This is a genomic window from Nocardiopsis sp. NPDC006198, assembly GCF_040613895.1.
Lineage (GTDB): Bacteria > Actinomycetota > Actinomycetes > Streptosporangiales > Streptosporangiaceae > Nocardiopsis > Nocardiopsis tropica.
This window is the reverse complement of record NZ_JBEXSY010000020.1, coordinates 65213-82885: the sequence shown is the minus strand read 5'-3', so window position 1 is coordinate 82885 and position 17673 is coordinate 65213. Positions and strand designations below refer to the sequence as shown.

The window sequence follows — 17673 nt, the reverse complement described above, 5'->3', positions numbered from 1 at the left end:
GCGGGGCCCGACCCCCGTCCTGGCCCCGCTCCCCCTGCGGAGGACCGTCCTGGTTCGGCTCCGTCACGTCGCCCCCCTCGGCCGTGTGACGCCCCGTCCGCGTCGCGCGCGCGGAGACAGGGCACTGCGACCTCCACGCTCGCAGGGGTACCGCAAAGCCCGGGAGGCCGAATCGGGCGTGTCATCGAAAAGCTTGCCCAATCCGCGGCAAAGCGCCCGACCCCGACGCACCCGCGGGAGGCCGCGAAACGGGTGCGCGGTCCACTCGTCATCCGGGCGAAACAACCTCGGCGGACGGCGCCCGCGGAGAGCATGCCCGAATTCGCGACAAAAGGGCCCCGGGCGATCATTCCGACACACCCTGATGTCCGGAATACAGCCCGGCGGACCCAGGGTGCATTCGGTGATCCCTACCCAGGACGACCCGCCACCCAACACGACCGACGAATTTTCCGTCCTTTCACCACAGACCATCAGAAAACAACCACAGAGGCACCTGAATCCCCTGGTTCCTTATGACTGATATGTACGGTTTACCCAGGTGAAACCCGACAAATACCAGGCCCCAAGCCTTCCGGCCAGTGTGATGAGGAACACACAAATTATCCGGCCCCGACACTCCGCCAAACACCACAAGAGGGCAGACGATAGACAGCAGAGGGAACCGAAGCCGTAATCCGGACAGTTTCCGTTCCGGATCTTCGTTAACTCCGTCTTGCGTCGGATTAACAACAGGTTATTTTCACCTGCCATAAACCGCTCGCGCCCAGAAACGCCCGAACCACGACAATTACGGTGTAGCCAGTGATCGGACGCCTGCCCATCCTCGACATCTCTCCAGACAACGACCTCGGTCCGGTGAAAGCAGTTCCCGGGGAACACTTCACCGTGGGGGCGACGGTCATCCGGGAGGGCCACGACTCCCTCGCCGCAGGGGTCGTCGTGTACTCCCCCCGGGGCCGCCGCGAACGCCTCGTGCCCATGCGCGAGCACGCGCCCGGCACCGACCGCTACGAGGCCGAGATCAGCCTCCCCTCCGAGGGGACGTGGTCCTTCTCGGTCGAGGCGTGGACCGATCCCTTCACCACCTGGCACCGCGTCGCCCGGGTCAAACTCCCCCTGGGCCAGGACACCGGGCCCGTACTGGAGGAGGGGGCCCGGCTGCTCGCACGCGCCGGCCGGCGCGTGCCCCGCAACCCCGCCCTCACCAGGGCGGCCGAGGTCCTGAGGGACGCCTCGGCGGACCCGCTGGACCGCTTCGCCGCGGCGATCACCCCCGAGGTCCTGGACGGGATGGAACACCACCCGATCCGCGAGCTGGTCACCAGGTCCGGGCGCACCGGGGTCGTCGTCCACCGCGAGCGGGCGCTCTTCGGCTCCTGGTACGAGTTCTTCCCCCGGTCCGAGGGCGCCCAGGTCGACACGGCCCCCGGGCAGGAGCGCTCGGGGACCTTCGCCTCCGCCGCCAAACGCCTGCCCGCCATCGCCGGCATGGGCTTCGACGTCGTCTACCTGCCCCCCGTCCACCCGATCGGCACGAGCCACCGCAAGGGCGCCAACAACGCCCTGTCCGCCGGCCCCGGCGAGCCCGGCTCGGTGTGGGCGGTCGGGTCCGCCGCGGGGGGCCACGACGCCGTCCACCCGGACCTGGGCACGCTCGCCGACTTCGACGCGTTCGTCGGCGAGGCCGCCGAGCACGGCCTGGAGATCGCCCTCGACCTGGCCCTCCAGTGCTCCCCCGACCACCCGTGGGTCACCGAGCACCCCGAGTGGTTCACCACCCGGGCCGACGGCTCCATCGCCTACGCGGAGAACCCGCCCAAGAAGTACCAGGACATCTACCCCCTCGACTTCGACAACGACTTCGAGGGCCTGTACACGGAGATCCGGCGCGTCGTCCAGCACTGGATCGACCACGGGGTCCGGATCTTCCGGGTCGACAACCCCCACACCAAACCGGTCGCCTTCTGGGAGCGGCTGCTCGCCGACGTGGCCCGGGAGCACCCCGACGTGCTCTTCCTCGCCGAGGCCTTCACCCGCCCCGCCATGATGCGCACCCTGGCCAAGGTCGGGTTCCACCAGTCCTACACCTACTTCACCTGGCGCAACGGCAAGGACGAGATCACCGACTACCTCACCGAGCTCACCGGGGAGACCGCCCACTACCTGCGCCCCAACCTCTTCCCCTGCACCCCGGACATCCTCAACGCCTACCTCCAGCACGGCGGACGGCCCGCCTTCGAGGTCCGCGCGGTGCTGGCGGCGCTGCTCTCCCCCTCCTGGGGCGTCTACTCCGGCTTCGAGCTGTGCGAGAACACCCCGGCGGCCCCGGGCAGCGAGGAGTACCTGGACTCGGAGAAGTTCCAGTACCGGCCCCGCGACTGGGCCGCGGCCGAGGCCGCCGGGGAGTCCATCAGCGGGCTCATCACGCGGCTCAACGAGCTGCGCCGCTCGCATCCGGCCCTGCGGGAGCTGCGCAACCTGCGCTTCCACCACGTCGACCGGCCCGAGCTGATCTGTTTCTCCAAGCACCGGCCCGGAGCGGGGCCCGGCGACCCCGACGACGCCGTCATCGCCGTCGTCAACCTCGACCCGCACCACGCCCACGAGGCGACCGTGCACCTGGATCTGCCGTCCATCGGCCACACGTGGGAGGAGGAACTCGAGGTGACCGACGAACTGACCGGTCGTTCCTACACCTGGGGCGCGGACAACTACGTCCGCCTCGACCCCGCGACCGGGCCGGCGCACGTGTTCACCGTCAACGGCAGATAGCGGCCCCGGACCACGGACCGGGGCCGGCGGGCCACCCCCGCCGGCCCCCGCCCGTGCCCGGAACGCCCGTTGAACCGATGTCGAACATTCTTGGTGGGGAGCAGCAGATGAGCAAAGACGAGCACGGCCCCGGCGGACGCGTACACGCCGAACACGGTCCGCTCGCCCCGGCCACCGGGGCCGCCACCGGCCCGCTCATGTCCTCCGGCGGCACCGGTGACCCCTACTGGTACAAGCACGCCGTCTTCTACGAGGTACTCGCCCGGGGGTTCTTCGACTCCAACGGCGACGGCACCGGCGACCTCGCGGGGCTGGTGCAGAAACTGGACTACCTCCAGTGGCTCGGCATCGACTGCCTCTGGCTGCTGCCGATGTACGAGTCCCCTCTGCGCGACGGCGGATACGACATCTCGGACTACTTCAAGATCCTCCCCGAGTTCGGCCGCACCGCCGACTTCGTGGAGCTCCTCGACGAGGCGCACCGCCGCGGCATCCGCGTCATCACCGACCTCGTCATGAACCACACCAGCGACCAGCACCCGTGGTTCAAGGCCTCCCGGGAGGACCCCGACGGTCCGTACGGGGACTTCTACGTGTGGTCGGACACCGACGACCGCTACGACGGGGCCCGCGTCATCTTCGTCGACACCGAGACCTCCAACTGGTCCTACGACGAGGTGCGGGGCCAGTACTACTGGCACCGCTTCTTCTCCCACCAGCCGGACCTCAACTTCGAGAACCCCGCCGTCCAGGAGGCCATCCTGGAGGTTCTGCGCTACTGGCTGGACCTGGGCATCGACGGGTTCCGCCTGGACGCCGTGCCCTACCTGTACGAGCGCGAGGGCACCAACTGCGAGAACCTCAAGGAGACGCACGAGTTCCTCAAGCGCGTGCGCGCCGAGGTGGACCGGCTCTACCCCGACCGCGTGCTGCTGAGCGAGGCCAACCAGTGGCCCTCCGAGGTGGTCGACTACTTCGGCGACTTCGGGTCCGGCGGCGACGAGTGCCACATGAACTTCCACTTCCCGCTGATGCCGCGCATGTTCATGGCGGTCAGGCAGGAGCAGCGGTTCCCGATCTCGGAGATCCTCGCCCAGACCCCGCCCATCCCGCGGAACTGCCAGTGGGCGATCTTCCTGCGCAACCACGACGAGCTGACCCTGGAGATGGTCACCGACGAGGAACGCGACTACATGTACGCCGAATACGCCAGGGAACCCCGCATGCGCGCCAACGTGGGGATCCGGCGGCGGCTCGCGCCCCTCCTGGACAACGACCGCAACCAGATCGAGCTGTTCACCGCGCTGCTGCTGTCCCTGCCGGGCTCGCCCGTCCTCTACTACGGCGACGAGATCGGCATGGGCGACAACATCTGGCTGGGCGACCGCGACGCCGTGCGCACGCCCATGCAGTGGAGCTCGGACCGCAACGCCGGGTTCTCCAAGGGCGACCCGGCCCGCCTGTACCTGCCGCTGATCATGGATCCGGTCTACGGCTACCAGGCGCTCAACGTGGAGGCCCAGCGCGACAACCCCGGCTCGCTGCTCCACTGGACCCGCCGGATGATCCAGATCCGCAAGCGCCACCCCGTGTTCGGCACCGGGGAGTTCACCGAGCTGAACGCCACCAACCCCGGCGTCCTGGCGTTCATCCGCGAGCACGGCGACGACCGCATGCTCTGTGTGAACAACCTGTCGAGGTTCCCGCAGCCCGTCGAGCTGGACCTGTCCCGCTACGCCGGGGTCAGCCCGGTGGAGTGCGTGGGGGGCGTGCGCTTCCCCGAGATCGGGGAACTGCCGTACCTGCTCACCCTGCCCGGCCACGGCTTCTACTGGTTCCAGCTCCCCGCGGACCACGAGCCGGCGGGAACGGACGGTGAACGGGACGGGCTGCCCTCCTACGGCCTTCCGGCCGCCGGGGTCAGCGTGCGCACCGCCTTCGACGCCGCCGGACGCCCGGCGGACCCGCCCGGCGCGGAGCGCCGCGCCACAGCCACCACGACGTCCAGCGCCCCGGCCGGTACCGTGCCCGCGCTCCGCGACGGCGCGCCCGGGACCCCCGCCCGGCCCGCCGCCGAACCGGCCGCCCCCGGCCCGGTACCGGAGCCGACGGACCGGGGCGGTGGCGGGAAGGGAAACGGTCCTCTCTGACATGTCCCAACTCGAAGAGCTCCTGGCAGCCTGGCTGCCCCGGCAGCGCTGGTTCTCCGGCAAGGGGATCCCCATCCAGCAGATCCGGATCGAGAGCAGACACACCCTGGTGACCACGGGACCGGACGGCCCCGGCCTCGACGTCCTCGTCGTGCGGACCGGGCAGCGCGGGCACAGCTCCCGCTACCAGGTGCTCCTGGGCTCGCGTCCGCCGGGCTCCCTGCCGCCGGACCTGGCCCGTGCCGCCATCGGCGTGTGCCGGGCCGCCTGCGGGAGGCCGAAGGCGGTCTACGACGCGGCCCACGACGCACAGCTGACCGGTCTCCTCCTGGAGCGGTTCGCGCTGCCCGCGGCCCCCGGCCTCTCCGGGCAGGTCCGGTTCCGGACCCTGCCCGGGGAGCGGATCCGCACCGGTTCGCCCGGGCGGATGCTCACGGGGGAGCAGTCCAACACGTCGCTGGTCTTCGGACAGGACTACGTCCTGAAGACCTTCCGCAGACTCTGGCCGGGCCCCAACCCGGACCTGGAGCTCAACATGGCGCTGTCCGGGTCCCCGTACGCGGCCCGGCCGTGCGGGTGGATCGAGGCCGACCTGCCCGGGTACGCGACGCCCACGACCCTGGCCATGCTGCAGACGTTCATCCCGCAGGCCGCGGACGGGTGGGTGCTCGCCACCGCCGGCGCGCGCGCCCTGCTGGAGGGGGCGGGGACCGACCGCGAGAGCGCCTTCGCGGGGGAGGCGGCGCGGCTGGGACGCACCACCGCCCGGGTCCACCGGTCGCTCGCGGGGGCCCTGCCCACGGACGTGCTCTCCCCGGCGGGGGCCGGGGAGCTGGCGCAGGCCATGGTGGAGCGGCTGGCGACGGCCGGCGCCGAGGTACCGGAGCTGGCCGAGCACGCTCCCCGCGTGATGGCGGCCTACGCCGACTTCGCCGAGGTGGACGAGCCCCTGCCGATCCAGCGCATCCACGGCGACTACCACCTCGGCCAGGTCGTCCGCACCGGGGAGGGGTGGGTGCTCCTCGACTTCGAGGGCGAGCCCACCATGCCGGTCCGGGACCGCCGGCGCCTGTCCAGCCCCCTGAGGGACGTGGCGGGGATGCTCCGCTCCTTCGACTACGCGGCCGGGTTCCTGCTGGTGGCGCACCCGGACGACCCCGAACTGGAGTGGGCCGCCCGCGCCTGGGCCCGGAACAACCGGGAGGCCTTCTGCCGCGGCTACGCGGACGGGGGCGGACCTGACCCGGACAAGCACCTGGCGGTGCTGCGGGCGTTCGAGTTCGACAAGGCCGTGTACGAGGTCCTGTACGAGGCCCGGAACCGGCCGAACTGGCTGCGGGTGCCGCTGGAGTCCATCGCCGCCGCGGCCGCGGCGCCGCCCGTGCCCGGATAGCCCGGGGCGGCCCCTCCCGTTCGGGGGGACCGCCCGCACACACACCACGACCCGTGACGACCGACCGCAACGAGCACTACGGAGCCGTATGACCTCGGCCGACAGCACACCCGCCGCCGCGAAGACGGGGACCTCCGCGAAGACCGCGGGGACCGCCGCCCCGAAGGGGACCGCGGCGGCGAGGACCACCACAGGGAAGGCCGGAAAGGCCGCGTCCGGGACGGGGAGGACTGCGGGGGCGGCGAAGGCCGCCGCGCGCACCCCCGCGGCCGGGGCCCCCTCCTCCGCGGGGCCGGAGCCCTCCGGCGGGAAGCCCGCACCGGGGAACCGGGGGGCGAAGGCCGCCGGAAAGGGCACGGGGAGGGCCCCCGCGAAGGCGGCCCGCGGGTCCGGGACCGGGGCTCCCGCCGCCCGGCGGAGGGCCGCCGAGCCGGACCCCGCACTCCTGTCGGCCCTGGACCGGCTGGTCGAGGGCCGCCACCACGACCCGCACTCCCTGCTCGGCCCGCACGCCGAGGGCCGCGGGACCGTGCTGCGGGCCCTGCGCCCCGGCGCGCTGGACGTGCACGCCGTGCTTCGGGACGGCTCCCGGGTGCGCCTCGAACACCTGCACCGCGGGGTCTTCTCCGGCGAGGTGTCCGGGAAGGGGCTCGGGTCCCCGCCCGACTACCGGATCGCGGCCCGCTACGCCGAGGGGGCCGCCGAGCACGTGGCCGCCGACCCGTACCGGTTCGCCCCGACCCTGGGCGAGCTCGACCTGCACCTGATCGGCGAGGGCCGCCACGAGGAGCTGTGGAACGCCCTCGGCGCGCACACCCGGGTCGAGGACACCCCCATCGGCGAGGTGCCCGGCACGGGGTTCGCCGTGTGGGCGCCGGACGCGCGCGGCGTCCGCGTGATCGGCGACTTCAACCACTGGGACGGCGTCGGATCCCCGATGCGCAGCCTGGGCTCCTCCGGTGTGTGGGAGCTGTTCCTGCCCGGGGTGGGCGACGGAGCCCTGTACAAGTTCCAGGTCCTCGGCTCGGACGGGCACTGGCGGGACAAGGCCGACCCGATGGCGCGCCGCACGCAGGTGCCGCCGGCCACCGCGTCGGTGGTCACCACGTCGTCGTACTCCTGGGGGGACCAGGCGTGGACGGCCGAGCGCAAGGGGGTGGAGCAGCACCGGGCCCCGATGAGCGTGTACGAGGTGCACCTGGGCTCCTGGCGCCCGGGCCTGGGCTACGTCGAGCTGGCCGAGCAGCTGGTCGCGTACGTGACCGACCTGGGGTTCACGCACGTGGAGTTCCTACCGGTCACGGCGCACCCGTTCGACGGCTCCTGGGGCTACCAGGTGACGTCGTACTACGCGCCCACGCCGCGCTTCGGGTCGCCGGACGAGTTCCGGTACCTGGTGGACTCCCTGCACCGGGCCGGGGTGGGCGTGCTCCTGGACTGGGTGCCCGCGCACTTCCCCAAGGACGACTGGGCTCTCGCCCGGTTCGACGGGACCGCGCTGTACGAGCACCCGGACCCGCGGCGGGGCGAGCACCCCGACTGGGGCACGCTGATCTTCAACTACGGGCGGACCGAGGTGCGCAACTTCCTCGTCGCCAACGCCCTGTACTGGCTGGAGGAGTTCCACGTCGACGGCCTCCGCGTGGACGCGGTGGCCTCGATGATCTACCTGGACTACTCCCGCGACTCCGGCGCCTGGGAGCCCAACGTGTTCGGCGGGCGGGAGAACCTGGAGGCGATCGGGTTCCTCAAGGAGCTCAACACCACGGTGTACCGGCGCAACCCGCACGTCGCGATGATCGCCGAGGAGTCCACGGCGTACACGGGCGTGACGACCCCGGTGGACCGCGGAGGGCTCGGCTTCGGGTTCAAGTGGAACATGGGGTGGATGCACGACACCCTGGAGTACGTCAAGAAGGAACCGGTCCACCGCAAGTACCACCACGGCGACGTCACGTTCGCGATGGTCTACGCGTACAGCGAGAACTACGTGCTGCCCCTGTCCCACGACGAGGTGGTGCACGGCAAGCGTTCGCTGTTCAACAAGCCGCCCGGCGACGAGTGGCAGCGCTCGGCGACCCTGAGGGCGCTCCTCGCCTTCATGTGGTCGCACCCCGGCAAGCAGCTCCTGTTCATGGGCGGGGAGATCGCCCAGGGGGACGAGTGGTCGCATGAGGAGGGCGTGCCGTGGTGGCTCCTCCAGTTCGAGCACCACGCGGGCGTCCAGCGCCTGGTCAAGACCCTGAACGACCTCTACCGGCCCAGGGCGGCGCTGTGGTCCCGGGACACCGACCCCGCGGGGTTCCGGTGGCTGGACGGCGGCGACCACGAGGGCAACACGCTCTCGTACCTGCGCCACGGGGACGACGGCTCGGTGCTGGCCTGCGCGGTCAACTTCTCGCCCGTGCCCCGTGGGGACCGGAGGATCGGCCTGCCGTCCGGCGGCCGCTGGAACGCGGTCCTCAACACCGACGAGACGAGGTTCGGCGGCTCCGGGCACGCCGCCCCGGCGCACGTCGACGCCGAGCCGACCCCGTGGCACGGCCAGCCGCACTCGGCGCCGATCACCCTCCCGCCCCTGGGAGCGGTCTGGTTCGAGCCCGAGCGGTAGGCGCGCGCCGGCTCCGCCGAACGGCCCCGGCCGCCCGTGGGGGCGGCCGGGGCCCGGCCTCGCCCGCCACACGGGGCCGACGTGTCGCGGCGGCCGTCCGGGGCCGCCGACGACCGCCCTTCCGCGCACACCCGCCGTGACCCGCACGGCCCCGTCCCCGAGCGCCCCGCGACCGACCAGGCGCGACACCCGAACCTCCGGCCACTGTGCGTGACTCCATGGCCGCCCTCCCCCGTCCGGCATGACAGAGGATCATCGGATCTTGCGACTGCCTGGACAACAGGGCGGGAGAATATGTCCGGAACGACACCTTCACTCTGATCCGCCGACGTGCTTTTGTGTCCCCCATCACAGGCACGAGCGTTGGGATCGCCCATGACCGACAAGCGCCAGAACTTCGTCCGGGTCCTGGGAAGGGGTGACGTGCTCGCGCTCGGCTTCGGCGCGATGATCGGCTTCGGCTGGATCGTGCTCGTCGGCGACTTCATCGGCGCGGCGGGCAGCCTCGGCGCCGCCCTCGCCTTCGTCATCGGCGGCGTCGTCATGGCCTTCGTCGGCCTCACCTACGCCGAACTCGTCTCCGCGATGCCCCACGCGGGCGGCGAGCACCACTACGCCATGCGCGCCATCGGCCCCAGGGGCGCCTTCGCCGCCTCCTGGGCCATGGTCCTGGGCTACGTGTCCGTGGTCGCCTTCGAGGCCGTCGCCGTCCCCCAGACCCTCGTCTACCTCTTCCCCGGCATGGGCGTCGGGCACCTGTGGACCGTCGCGGGATACGACGTGCACGCCGACCTCGTCGCCGTGGGCGTCGTCGTCGCCGTGCTGATGACGGCGGTCAACTACGTCGGCATCAGGCCGGCCAGCGCCTTCCAGGTCGTCGCCGTGCTGTTCCTGGTCGCCGTCGGCGCGGTCATGCTCACCGGGTCGTTCGTCGGCGGCTCCGCCGAGAACATGGAACCCCTGTTCACCGGCGGCGTGCCCGGCGTGTTCGTGGTGCTGGTGGCGGTCCCGTTCCTGTTCGTCGGCTTCGACGTCATCCCCCAGTCCGCCTCCGAGATCAGGATCCCCCACCGCATGGTCGGCACGCTGCTGGTGGTCTCCGTGTTCTGCGCGACCGCCTGGTACGTGATGGTCGTGCTCACCGCCGGCGCCGGGCTGTCCGCCGCCGAGCTCTCCGCGTCCGAACTGGCCTCCGCCGACTCCGTCGCCGCCCTGTGGGGCAGTGACGCCATGGGCGACCTGCTCGTCCTCGGCGGCATCGCCGGACTGCTGACCAGCTGGAACGCCTTCCTCATCGGGGGCAGCCGCCTCGTCTTCGCCATGGCGGGGGCCCGGATGCTCCCGGCCTGGTTCGGCCACCTGCACCCGCGCTTCCGCACGCCCTCCAACGCCGTCCTGTTCATCGGGGCGCTGTCCCTGGCTGCCCCGTTCTTCGGCCGCCCGATGCTCGTCTGGCTCACCAACGCGGGCGGCATGAACATCGTCGCCGCCTACATGCTGGTGGTCGTGAGCTTCCTGGTGCTGCGCCGTCGCGACCCCGCCATGGAGCGGCCCTTCACCGTCCCGGCCGGTGTGCCGGTCGGCGTGACCGCCCTCGTCCTGTCCTTCGGGCTGTTCCTGCTGTACCTGCCCGGCATGCCCGCCGCTCTGGGCTGGCCCCACGAGTGGCTCATGGTCGCCCTGTGGTGGGCGGCGGGCGCCGCGCTCCTGTGGCGCCTCCCCCGGATCGCCCCCGGCGCGGACGCCGAGCGCCGCCTGGTCGAGGCGATGGACGCCCGCGCCGGCGCTCCCCGCACATGAGGACGCGGTCCTCCCGGCCGGGAGGACCGCGTGCCGGGTCCGGCGGCGCCCCGTCGCGGTTCAGGCCCCGCGCCCGTGCCACGCGGTCAGCCGGGAGACGGCCTCGTCCAGGACCTCGTCCCTCTTGCAGAACGCGAAGCGGAGCAGGTGCGCCCCCTCCTCCTGGTGGTCGTAGAACACCTGGGCGGGCACCGCCGCGACACCGGCCCCGGCGGGCAGGGCCCTCGCCACGTCGAGCCCGCTGCCGAACCCGAGGGGGCGGATGTCGGCCATCACGAAGTAGGTGCCCTCGGACACGTTCACCTCGAACCCGGCGGCGGCCAGGCCCGACGCGAGGCGGTCGCGCTTGCCCTGGAGGGCCGCGCGCTGGGCCGCCACCCACTCCCACTCGCCGTCGATCGCGTCCGCCACCGCCAGCTGCAGCGCGCCGTTGGCGGAGAAGGTCAGGAACTGGTTGACCGTGCGCACCGCGCTGACCAGCGGCTCCGGTCCCATCACCCAGCCGGTCTTCCAGCCGGTGACGGCGAACATCTTGCCCACCGAGGACACCGACACCGTGCGCTCCCGCATACCCGGGAGGGTCGCCAGCGGCACGTGCGGCCTGCCGTCGAAGGTCAGGAACTCGTACACCTCGTCGGTGAACGCGATCAGGTCGTGCTCCCGGCACACCCGCGCGATCTCCTCCAGCTCGTCGGGGGTGAAGACCGTGCCGGTGGGGTTGTGCGGCGAGTTCACCAGCACCATGCGGGTGCGGGGCCCCACGGCGGCGCGCAGCTCCTCCGGGTCGAAGGTGAACCGCCCCGAGACGGCGTCGGGGCGCAGCGTCACCGACCTGCGCACACCCCCGGCCAGGGTGATCATCGCGGCGTAGGAGTCGTACATCGGCTCGAAGACGATCACCTCGTCGCCGCGCTCCACCAGGGCGAGCATCGCGGCGGCGATGCCGGCGGTAGCCCCGACCGTTATGTAGACCTCGCTGTCGGGATCCAGTTCGATGCCGTAGTGGCGGGCCCGGTACCGGCTCACCGCCTGCCGCAGCTCCGGCCTCCCCGGCCCCGGGGGGTACTGGTTCACCCCCTCCAGGACGCGGCGGGAGGCGCCCTCCAGCAGGGAGCGGGGACCGTCGGTGTCGGGGAAACCCTGTCCCAGGTTGACCGACCCGGTCTCCATGGCCAGGCGCGTCATCTCGGCGAAGATCGTCTCGCCGTACACACGCATTCGTTCGATCAGCGGTTCTTCCACCCGACGAGCGTATCCACACGCCCCGCCACCGGCCACTCCCGACCGGGGACGCCGAGGGGGCGGACCCCCCGGGTCCGCCCCCTCGACACGGTCCTCCGTGCTTCCCCTAGAGGAGGAGGCTGAGCACGATCCACACCACGGGACCCGCGATGAGGAGCGAGTCCAGCCGGTCCATCAGTCCGCCGTGGCCCGGCATGAACCGGCCCATGTCCTTGACCCCCAGGTCGCGCTTGAACAGCGACTCGATGAGGTCCCCGACCGTCGCGGCGAGCACGACGGCCAGACCCAGGACCGCGCCGACCCACCAGGGGCCGTCCAGCATCAGCGTCACGCACAGGGCGCCGGCGACCGCGCACCCCACCACGGAGCCGCCGAAGCCCTCCCAGGTCTTGTTCGGGCTGATCACCGGCGCCATCTTGTGCCGGCCCAGCATGATCCCGGCGAAGTAGCCGCCGATGTCGCTGGAGATCGTCACCACGATGAACGTCACCAGCCGGTACTGGCCGTCCTCGGGATGCGAGACGAGCAGCAGCCACGTGCCCAGGAGGAACGGCAGGTACACCAGGGTGAACAGGTTCGCCGAGGCGTCGGCCACGAACCCGTCCGCCCCGCCGCGCAGCCGCCACACCAGCACGATGATCGCGGTCAGGGCGGTGGTCCCCGCCAGCCACTCGGTTCCCCCGAAGTAGGCGGCCACCTGCATGGCGACGCCGCCCACGGCCAGGGGTACGAGGGCGAGGGTCGTGCCCTTGCCCGCGAACGCCCGGTTGAGCTCCCGCAGCCCGATCAGCACCCCCAGGGAGGTGATGATCGTGAACAGCTGTGGCAGGGGGAAGATGGAGAAGAAGACGAGAGCGCCCAGGACGCACCCGCTCGCGATGGCCACCGGGAGGTTGCGGCCGGTCCTGACCGGCTCGCCCCCCGGCTTGTGCAGCACGAAGCGCTGGCCGGCCCTGTCGGGATCGTCCTGCGGTCCCGCGTCGGGTCTGTGCTCCGGTGAGTGGTCATCGCCTCCGGAGCCGCTGGAAGAAGTCGTCACCGGCTAGACCTCGAGCAGTTCGGCTTCCTTGTGCTTCAGCACCTCGTCGATGGCCGCGACGTACTTCTGGGAGAGCTCGTCCAGCTCGGCCTGGGCGCGGTGCGCCTCGTCCTCGCCCAGCTCGCCCGACTTCACGGCCTTCTCGAAGGTGTCCTTGGCACGGCGGCGGACGTTGCGGATCGAGACCTTGGAGTCCTCGGCCTTGGTCCGCGCGACCTTCACGTACTCCTTGCGGCGCTCCTCGGACAGGTCCGGGAACACCACGCGGATGACCTGGCCGTCGTCGGACGGGTTCACCCCGAGGTCGCTGTTGCGGATGGCGTTGATGATGTCGGTGCGCGAGTTGACGTCGAACGGGGAGATGACCACCATGCGCGGCTCCGGAACCGAGAAGGAGGCCAGCTGGTTGATCGGCGTCCGGGCACCGTAGTAGTCGACGGTGATCTTGTTGAACGTGGCCGGGGTGGGACGGCCCGTGCGGATCGTCGCGAAGTCCTCCTTCGCGACGGTCACGGCCTTCTCCATCTTCTCCTCGGCCTCGAGGAGGGTCTCTTCGGTCATGTGGCGCTCCCGGTTCTCGGCTGTGGTGTTCGTGGCTTCTTGGCGGCCCTGGGGCCGGTGTCAGGCGGTGGTCGGCCCCACGATGGTGCCGATCTTCTCACCCCGGACCGCGCGCAGGATGTTGCCCTGGCTCATCAGGTCGAACACCACGATGGGCATCCCGTTGTCCATGCAGAGGCTGACCGCCGTGGCGTCCATGACCTTGAGGCCCTTCGTGAGGACCTCGTTGTAGTTCAGCTTGTCGAACTTGACCGCGTCCGGGTTGCGCTGCGGGTCGGAGTCGTAGACCCCGTCGACCTGGGTGCCCTTGAGGACGGCCTGCGCGCCGATCTCCAGGGCGCGCTGGGCGGCAGTGGTGTCGGTGGAGAAGAACGGGGCGCCCAGACCGGCGCCGAAGATGACCACGCGGCCCTTCTCCAGGTGGCGGATGGCGCGGCGCGGGATGTAGGCCTCCGCGACCTGGCTCATGTGGATGGCGGTCTGCACCCGGGTGTCCACGCCGAGCCGCTCCAGGAAGTCCTGGAGGGCGAGGCAGTTGATGACGGTGCCGAGCATGCCCATGTAGTCGGCGCGTCCGCGCTCGATGCCGCCCTCGGTGAGCTGCGCGCCGCGGAACATGTTGCCGCCGCCGACGACCACGGCGACCTGGATGCCCTCGGAGACCGCCTCGGCGATGGACTCCGCCACGTACTGCACGACCTCGGGATCGATGCCCAGTCCGCCCCCGCCGGCGAACGCCTCCCCGGAGAGTTTGAGCATCACGCGCTTCCAACCGGAATCGTGCATCGCCGGTTCGGTGATCGTCGCTTCGTTCACGGCCTGTGGCCTCCCTTGTCGTCCCCGAGTGGCACAGGGTCCCCCGAGTGTTCCTGCTGAGGGCGGACAGGGAGCGCGTGCTCCGAAATCCGCCCATATCCACCGAAGGTGCCGGGGAGTAGTCTCCCCGGCACCTCCATCATCTCAAAGCTCTTAGGCCTGGCCGACCTTGAAGCGGACGAAGCGCTTGACGGTCACGCCGGCCTCGTCGACGACCTTCTGGACGGACTTCTTGTTCTCCTTGACGAACGGCTGGCCGAGCAGCGTCACGTCCTTGAAGAAACCGTTGAGGCGGCCTTCCACGATCTTGGGGATGGCCTGCTCGGGCTTCCCCTCCTCGCGGGTGGTCTGCTCGGCGATGCGGCGCTCGTTCTCCACGACCTCGGCGGGGACGTCGTCCTTGCCGATGTACTGCGGGGCGAGGGCGGCGATCTGCTGGGCGAGGTCCTTGCCGACCTCGGCGTCGGCCTTGTCCAGCTCGACCAGGACGCCCATGGTCGGGGGCAGGTCCGGGTCGGACTTGTGCAGGTAGCTGGCGACGTAGACGCCGTCGAACTTGGCGAAGCGGCGGAACTCCAGCTTCTCACCGATCACGGCGCCCTTGCCCTCGATGAAGGTCTGGAGGCTCGTGCCCGGCTCGATCTCGGAGGCGGCCACGGTCGCGAGGTCGTCGCTCTCGTGCGCGGCGACGAAGTCCGCGACCTGGTTGGCCAGCGCGATGAACTGGTCGTTCTTCGCGACGAAGTCGGTCTCGCAGTTGAGCTCGATGAGGGTCGCCTTGCCCTCGGAGTCCTGCTTGAGGACGACCATGCCCTGGGCGGCAGTGCGCTCCGCGCGCTTGCCGACGTCCTTGGCACCCTTGACGCGCAGGGCCTCGACGGCCTTGTCGATGTCGCCGTCGGCCTCGGTCAGGGCCTTCTTGCAGGCCATCATGCCCGCGCCGGTCATGTCGCGCAGCTTCTTGACGTCCGCGGCGGTGAAGTTCGCCATGACTGTTCTCGGATTCCCTTGGAGTGGAGAGTCTGTTCGGAAAGAGGAGCGGAGCCTGGACGTGCACCCCCGGTGCCGCCCCGCCCGGAGGCGGGGCGGCACCGGGGGTGTTCCGTCGTCCCTGGGACCGCTGACTACTCGGCGGAGCCCTCGGTGGACTCCTGCGCCGGGGCCTCGGCCGGGGCCTCAGCCGGAGCCTCGGACTCGATCGCGGCCTCGACCTCGGGCTTCGGGGTCTCGACCGGGGCCTCGGTCAGCTCCTTGTCGACCTCGGGGGCGTCCGCGTCCGCGGCCGGGGCGGCCTCGGTCTCGGTCTTGCCCTCCAGGAGCTCGCGCTCCCACTCGGCCAGGGGCTCCTCGGCGGCCTTCTGCTCGCCCGTGCCCTCGGAGGCGCCGGAACGGGCCATGAGGCCGTCGGCCACGGCGTCGGCGATCACGCGGGTCAGCAGGCTGACCGAGCGGATGGCGTCGTCGTTGCCCGGGATCGGGTAGTCGACCTCGTCCGGGTCGCAGTTGGTGTCGAGGATCGCGACGACCGGGATGTTCAGCTTGCGAGCCTCGCTGATCGCGATGTGCTCCTTCTTGGTGTCCACGATCCAGACCGCGCTGGGCACGCGGGACATGTCGCGGATACCGCCGAGGGTGCGCTCCAGCTTCTCCTTCTCACGGCGAAGGTTGAGGAGCTCCTTCTTCGTGAGCGCGGAGCCGGCGACGTCGTCGAAGTCGATCTCCTCCAGCTCCTTGAGGCGCTGGAGCCGCTTGTGGACGGTGGAGAAGTTGGTGAGCATGCCGCCCAGCCAGCGCTGGTTGACGAAGGGCATGCCGACACGACGAGCCTGCTCGTCGATGGCCTCCTGCGCCTGCTTCTTGGTACCGACGAACAGGACGGTGCCGCCGTGGGCGACCGTCTGCTTGACGAACTCGTAGGCGCGGTCGATGTGCGCCAGCGACTTCTGGAGGTCGATGATGTAGATGCCGTTGCGCTCCGTGAGGATGAAGCGCTTCATCTTCGGGTTCCAGCGACGGGTCTGGTGCCCGAAGTGGACGCCGCTCTCCAGGAGCTGGCGAGTCGTCACGACTGTGGCCATGACTGGTCCTCCTTGCGGTGGCGGAGAGAGTCTCTCCGCCGTCGGTTGTGCCTGACGCCCCGGCCGCACCGCCATCCCGCCGAAGCGGGGTGGACCGTAGGTACGACCCCTCCGTGAGGAGGCGCGTGGACGTGCGTATTGTGATCGGCCCGACGGGCCACGGACGATTCTATCCTCAGCCGGGCACACACCGGACCTGTGCTGCGCCTACGAGTGACCCCGCGCCCCCGTCCGGCGCCCCGGGGCCGGGGTTGTCCACAGTTGCCGGCAAGCCCCTGGCGGCCCCCGCCCCCCCTCCCCGACCCTGGAGGCATGGACCTCTCCCGCCTCCTGCTCCCGCTGCTGTTCGCCTCGCTCCTGTGGTCGCCCGCCTCCCCCGCGTCGGGGGACACCGGCTGGCGCTGGCCCCTGTCCCCGGCCCCCGGGGTGCTGCGCCCCTTCGACCCTCCCGAGCAGCGCTGGCTCCCGGGGCACCTGGGCGCGGACCTGGCCGCCGAGCCCGGGCAGGAGGTGTACGCCGCGGGTTCCGGCCGGGTGCGCTTCGCCGGCACGGTGGCCGGGACACCCCTGGTCAGCGTCGCCCACGGGGACCTCCGCACCACCTACCTCCCGGTGGAGTCCGACCTGGCGCGCGGCGACCCGGTCTCCGCCGGGGACCTCCTCGGCGTCCTGGCCGCCGCCCCACCCCACTGCCGCGACCGCCCCTGCCTGCACTGGGGCCTGCTCCGCGGCGACGACTACCTCGACCCGCTCGGCCTGCTCGGCCTCGGCGAGGTCCGGCTCCTCCCCCTCGGGCCGGCCCGGGCCGGACCCCCGCCGGCCCGGTGGCCCCGTGCGGTCGGCGCCCTTCACTCCTACCGCCCCCGCTCCGGCGGTGCGGCCCCGGGGACACGGGTCGGGCGCAGGCGCGCGTCCCGGAGGCGCTCCCGGCCCGGCGGGCGCGGAGTGGCGGATTTCGCACCGGCCGGCGCCCCTGGGCCCCTGGAAGGGGGCGGTCCCGCGGGTCGGCCGGAGGCGAAGGAGCGCGGCAGCCGTCCCGCACCCGCCGGTGGGCCCCGGGGAGGTGCGCCCCGGAGACGGGCAGAGGGCTCTCCGCCCGCACGCGGGTGCGGCCGATCGGTGTCCTGGCCGGCATCGCGCACCACGACGCCCTCCGCCCGCGCGCGGATGCGATCGCCGGGGTGATGAGGGCGGGCACGGCCGGGACG

12 protein-coding genes are annotated in these 17673 nt (G+C 71.5%); 6 read left to right on the top strand and 6 right to left on the bottom strand.

Going from position 1 to position 17673, the window contains the following annotated elements; translation table 11 throughout:
* The first annotated feature begins 804 nt into the window (after positions 1-804).
* The 5 genes from ABZ234_RS16075 (at position 805) to ABZ234_RS16055 (ending at position 10729) form a co-directional block, all read left to right on the top strand.
* Positions 805-2775 carry an alpha-1,4-glucan--maltose-1-phosphate maltosyltransferase gene (locus ABZ234_RS16075; protein WP_355012554.1) on the top strand — a complete coding sequence of 657 codons (1971 nt, stop codon included), beginning with the start codon at positions 805-807 and terminating at the stop codon, positions 2773-2775.
* A gap of 107 nt (positions 2776-2882) precedes the next feature.
* On the top strand, positions 2883-4925 hold the full coding sequence (gene treS / locus ABZ234_RS16070; protein WP_267946429.1) for a maltose alpha-D-glucosyltransferase: 2043 nt from the start codon (positions 2883-2885) through the stop codon (positions 4923-4925).
* 1 nt (position 4926) lies between these two features.
* Positions 4927-6318 carry a phosphotransferase gene (locus ABZ234_RS16065; protein WP_355012553.1) on the top strand — a complete coding sequence of 464 codons (1392 nt, stop codon included), beginning with the start codon at positions 4927-4929 and terminating at the stop codon, positions 6316-6318.
* 88 nt (positions 6319-6406) lie between these two features.
* Positions 6407-8929, top strand: a complete 2523-nt coding sequence (glgB, locus tag ABZ234_RS16060; protein WP_355012552.1) for a 1,4-alpha-glucan branching protein GlgB — start codon at positions 6407-6409, stop codon at positions 8927-8929.
* Positions 8930-9304: 375 nt separating this feature from the next.
* Positions 9305-10729 carry an APC family permease gene (locus ABZ234_RS16055; RefSeq protein WP_344176434.1) on the top strand — a complete coding sequence of 475 codons (1425 nt, stop codon included), beginning with the start codon at positions 9305-9307 and terminating at the stop codon, positions 10727-10729.
* A gap of 60 nt (positions 10730-10789) precedes the next feature.
* On the opposite strand, the gene ABZ234_RS16050 is transcribed toward ABZ234_RS16055, so the two are convergent.
* The 6 genes from ABZ234_RS16050 to rpsB all read right to left on the bottom strand — a co-directional run bounded on the left by ABZ234_RS16050 (position 10790) and on the right by rpsB (position 16465).
* Positions 10790-11971 (bottom strand): pyridoxal phosphate-dependent aminotransferase, encoded by a 1182-nt coding sequence (locus ABZ234_RS16050; protein ID WP_267946433.1) that lies wholly within the window; start codon positions 11969-11971, stop codon positions 10790-10792.
* Between the two features lie 106 nt (positions 11972-12077).
* Positions 12078-13010 (bottom strand): phosphatidate cytidylyltransferase, encoded by a 933-nt coding sequence (locus tag ABZ234_RS16045; protein WP_355012551.1) that lies wholly within the window; start codon positions 13008-13010, stop codon positions 12078-12080.
* A 3-nt stretch (positions 13011-13013) separates the two neighbouring features.
* On the bottom strand, positions 13014-13571 hold the full coding sequence (gene frr / locus ABZ234_RS16040) for a ribosome recycling factor (RefSeq protein WP_267946435.1): 558 nt from the start codon (positions 13569-13571) through the stop codon (positions 13014-13016).
* A 60-nt stretch (positions 13572-13631) separates the two neighbouring features.
* Positions 13632-14357 (bottom strand): UMP kinase, encoded by a 726-nt coding sequence (gene pyrH, locus ABZ234_RS16035; protein WP_267950507.1) that lies wholly within the window; start codon positions 14355-14357, stop codon positions 13632-13634.
* Positions 14358-14540: 183 nt separating this feature from the next.
* Positions 14541-15377, bottom strand: coding sequence for a translation elongation factor Ts (tsf, locus tag ABZ234_RS16030; RefSeq protein ID WP_267946436.1), 837 nt, complete (start codon positions 15375-15377; stop codon positions 14541-14543).
* 134 nt (positions 15378-15511) lie between these two features.
* Positions 15512-16465, bottom strand: coding sequence for a 30S ribosomal protein S2 (gene rpsB / locus ABZ234_RS16025; RefSeq protein WP_267946437.1), 954 nt, complete (start codon positions 16463-16465; stop codon positions 15512-15514).
* A 312-nt stretch (positions 16466-16777) separates the two neighbouring features.
* Here rpsB and ABZ234_RS16020 point away from each other — a divergent pair, with 312 nt between their 5' ends.
* A complete protein-coding gene (locus tag ABZ234_RS16020; RefSeq protein ID WP_355012550.1) occupies positions 16778-17650 on the top strand; it encodes a M23 family metallopeptidase in 873 nt (290 codons plus the stop codon).
* The last annotated feature ends 23 nt before the right edge of the window (positions 17651-17673 follow it).

Coding starts and splice junctions, on each gene's coding strand:
- pyrH (WP_267950507.1), bottom strand. CDS start 14,357: ATGCACGATTCCGGTTGGAAGCGCGTGATGCTCAAACTCTCCGGGGAG.
- glgB (WP_355012552.1), top strand. CDS start 6,407: ATGACCTCGGCCGACAGCACACCCGCCGCCGCGAAGACGGGGACCTCC.
- treS (WP_267946429.1), top strand. CDS start 2,883: ATGAGCAAAGACGAGCACGGCCCCGGCGGACGCGTACACGCCGAACAC.
- ABZ234_RS16055 (WP_344176434.1), top strand. CDS start 9,305: ATGACCGACAAGCGCCAGAACTTCGTCCGGGTCCTGGGAAGGGGTGAC.
- rpsB (WP_267946437.1), bottom strand. CDS start 16,465: ATGGCCACAGTCGTGACGACTCGCCAGCTCCTGGAGAGCGGCGTCCAC.
- ABZ234_RS16020 (WP_355012550.1), top strand. CDS start 16,778: ATGGACCTCTCCCGCCTCCTGCTCCCGCTGCTGTTCGCCTCGCTCCTG.
- frr (WP_267946435.1), bottom strand. CDS start 13,571: ATGACCGAAGAGACCCTCCTCGAGGCCGAGGAGAAGATGGAGAAGGCC.
- tsf (WP_267946436.1), bottom strand. CDS start 15,377: ATGGCGAACTTCACCGCCGCGGACGTCAAGAAGCTGCGCGACATGACC.
- ABZ234_RS16065 (WP_355012553.1), top strand. CDS start 4,927: ATGTCCCAACTCGAAGAGCTCCTGGCAGCCTGGCTGCCCCGGCAGCGC.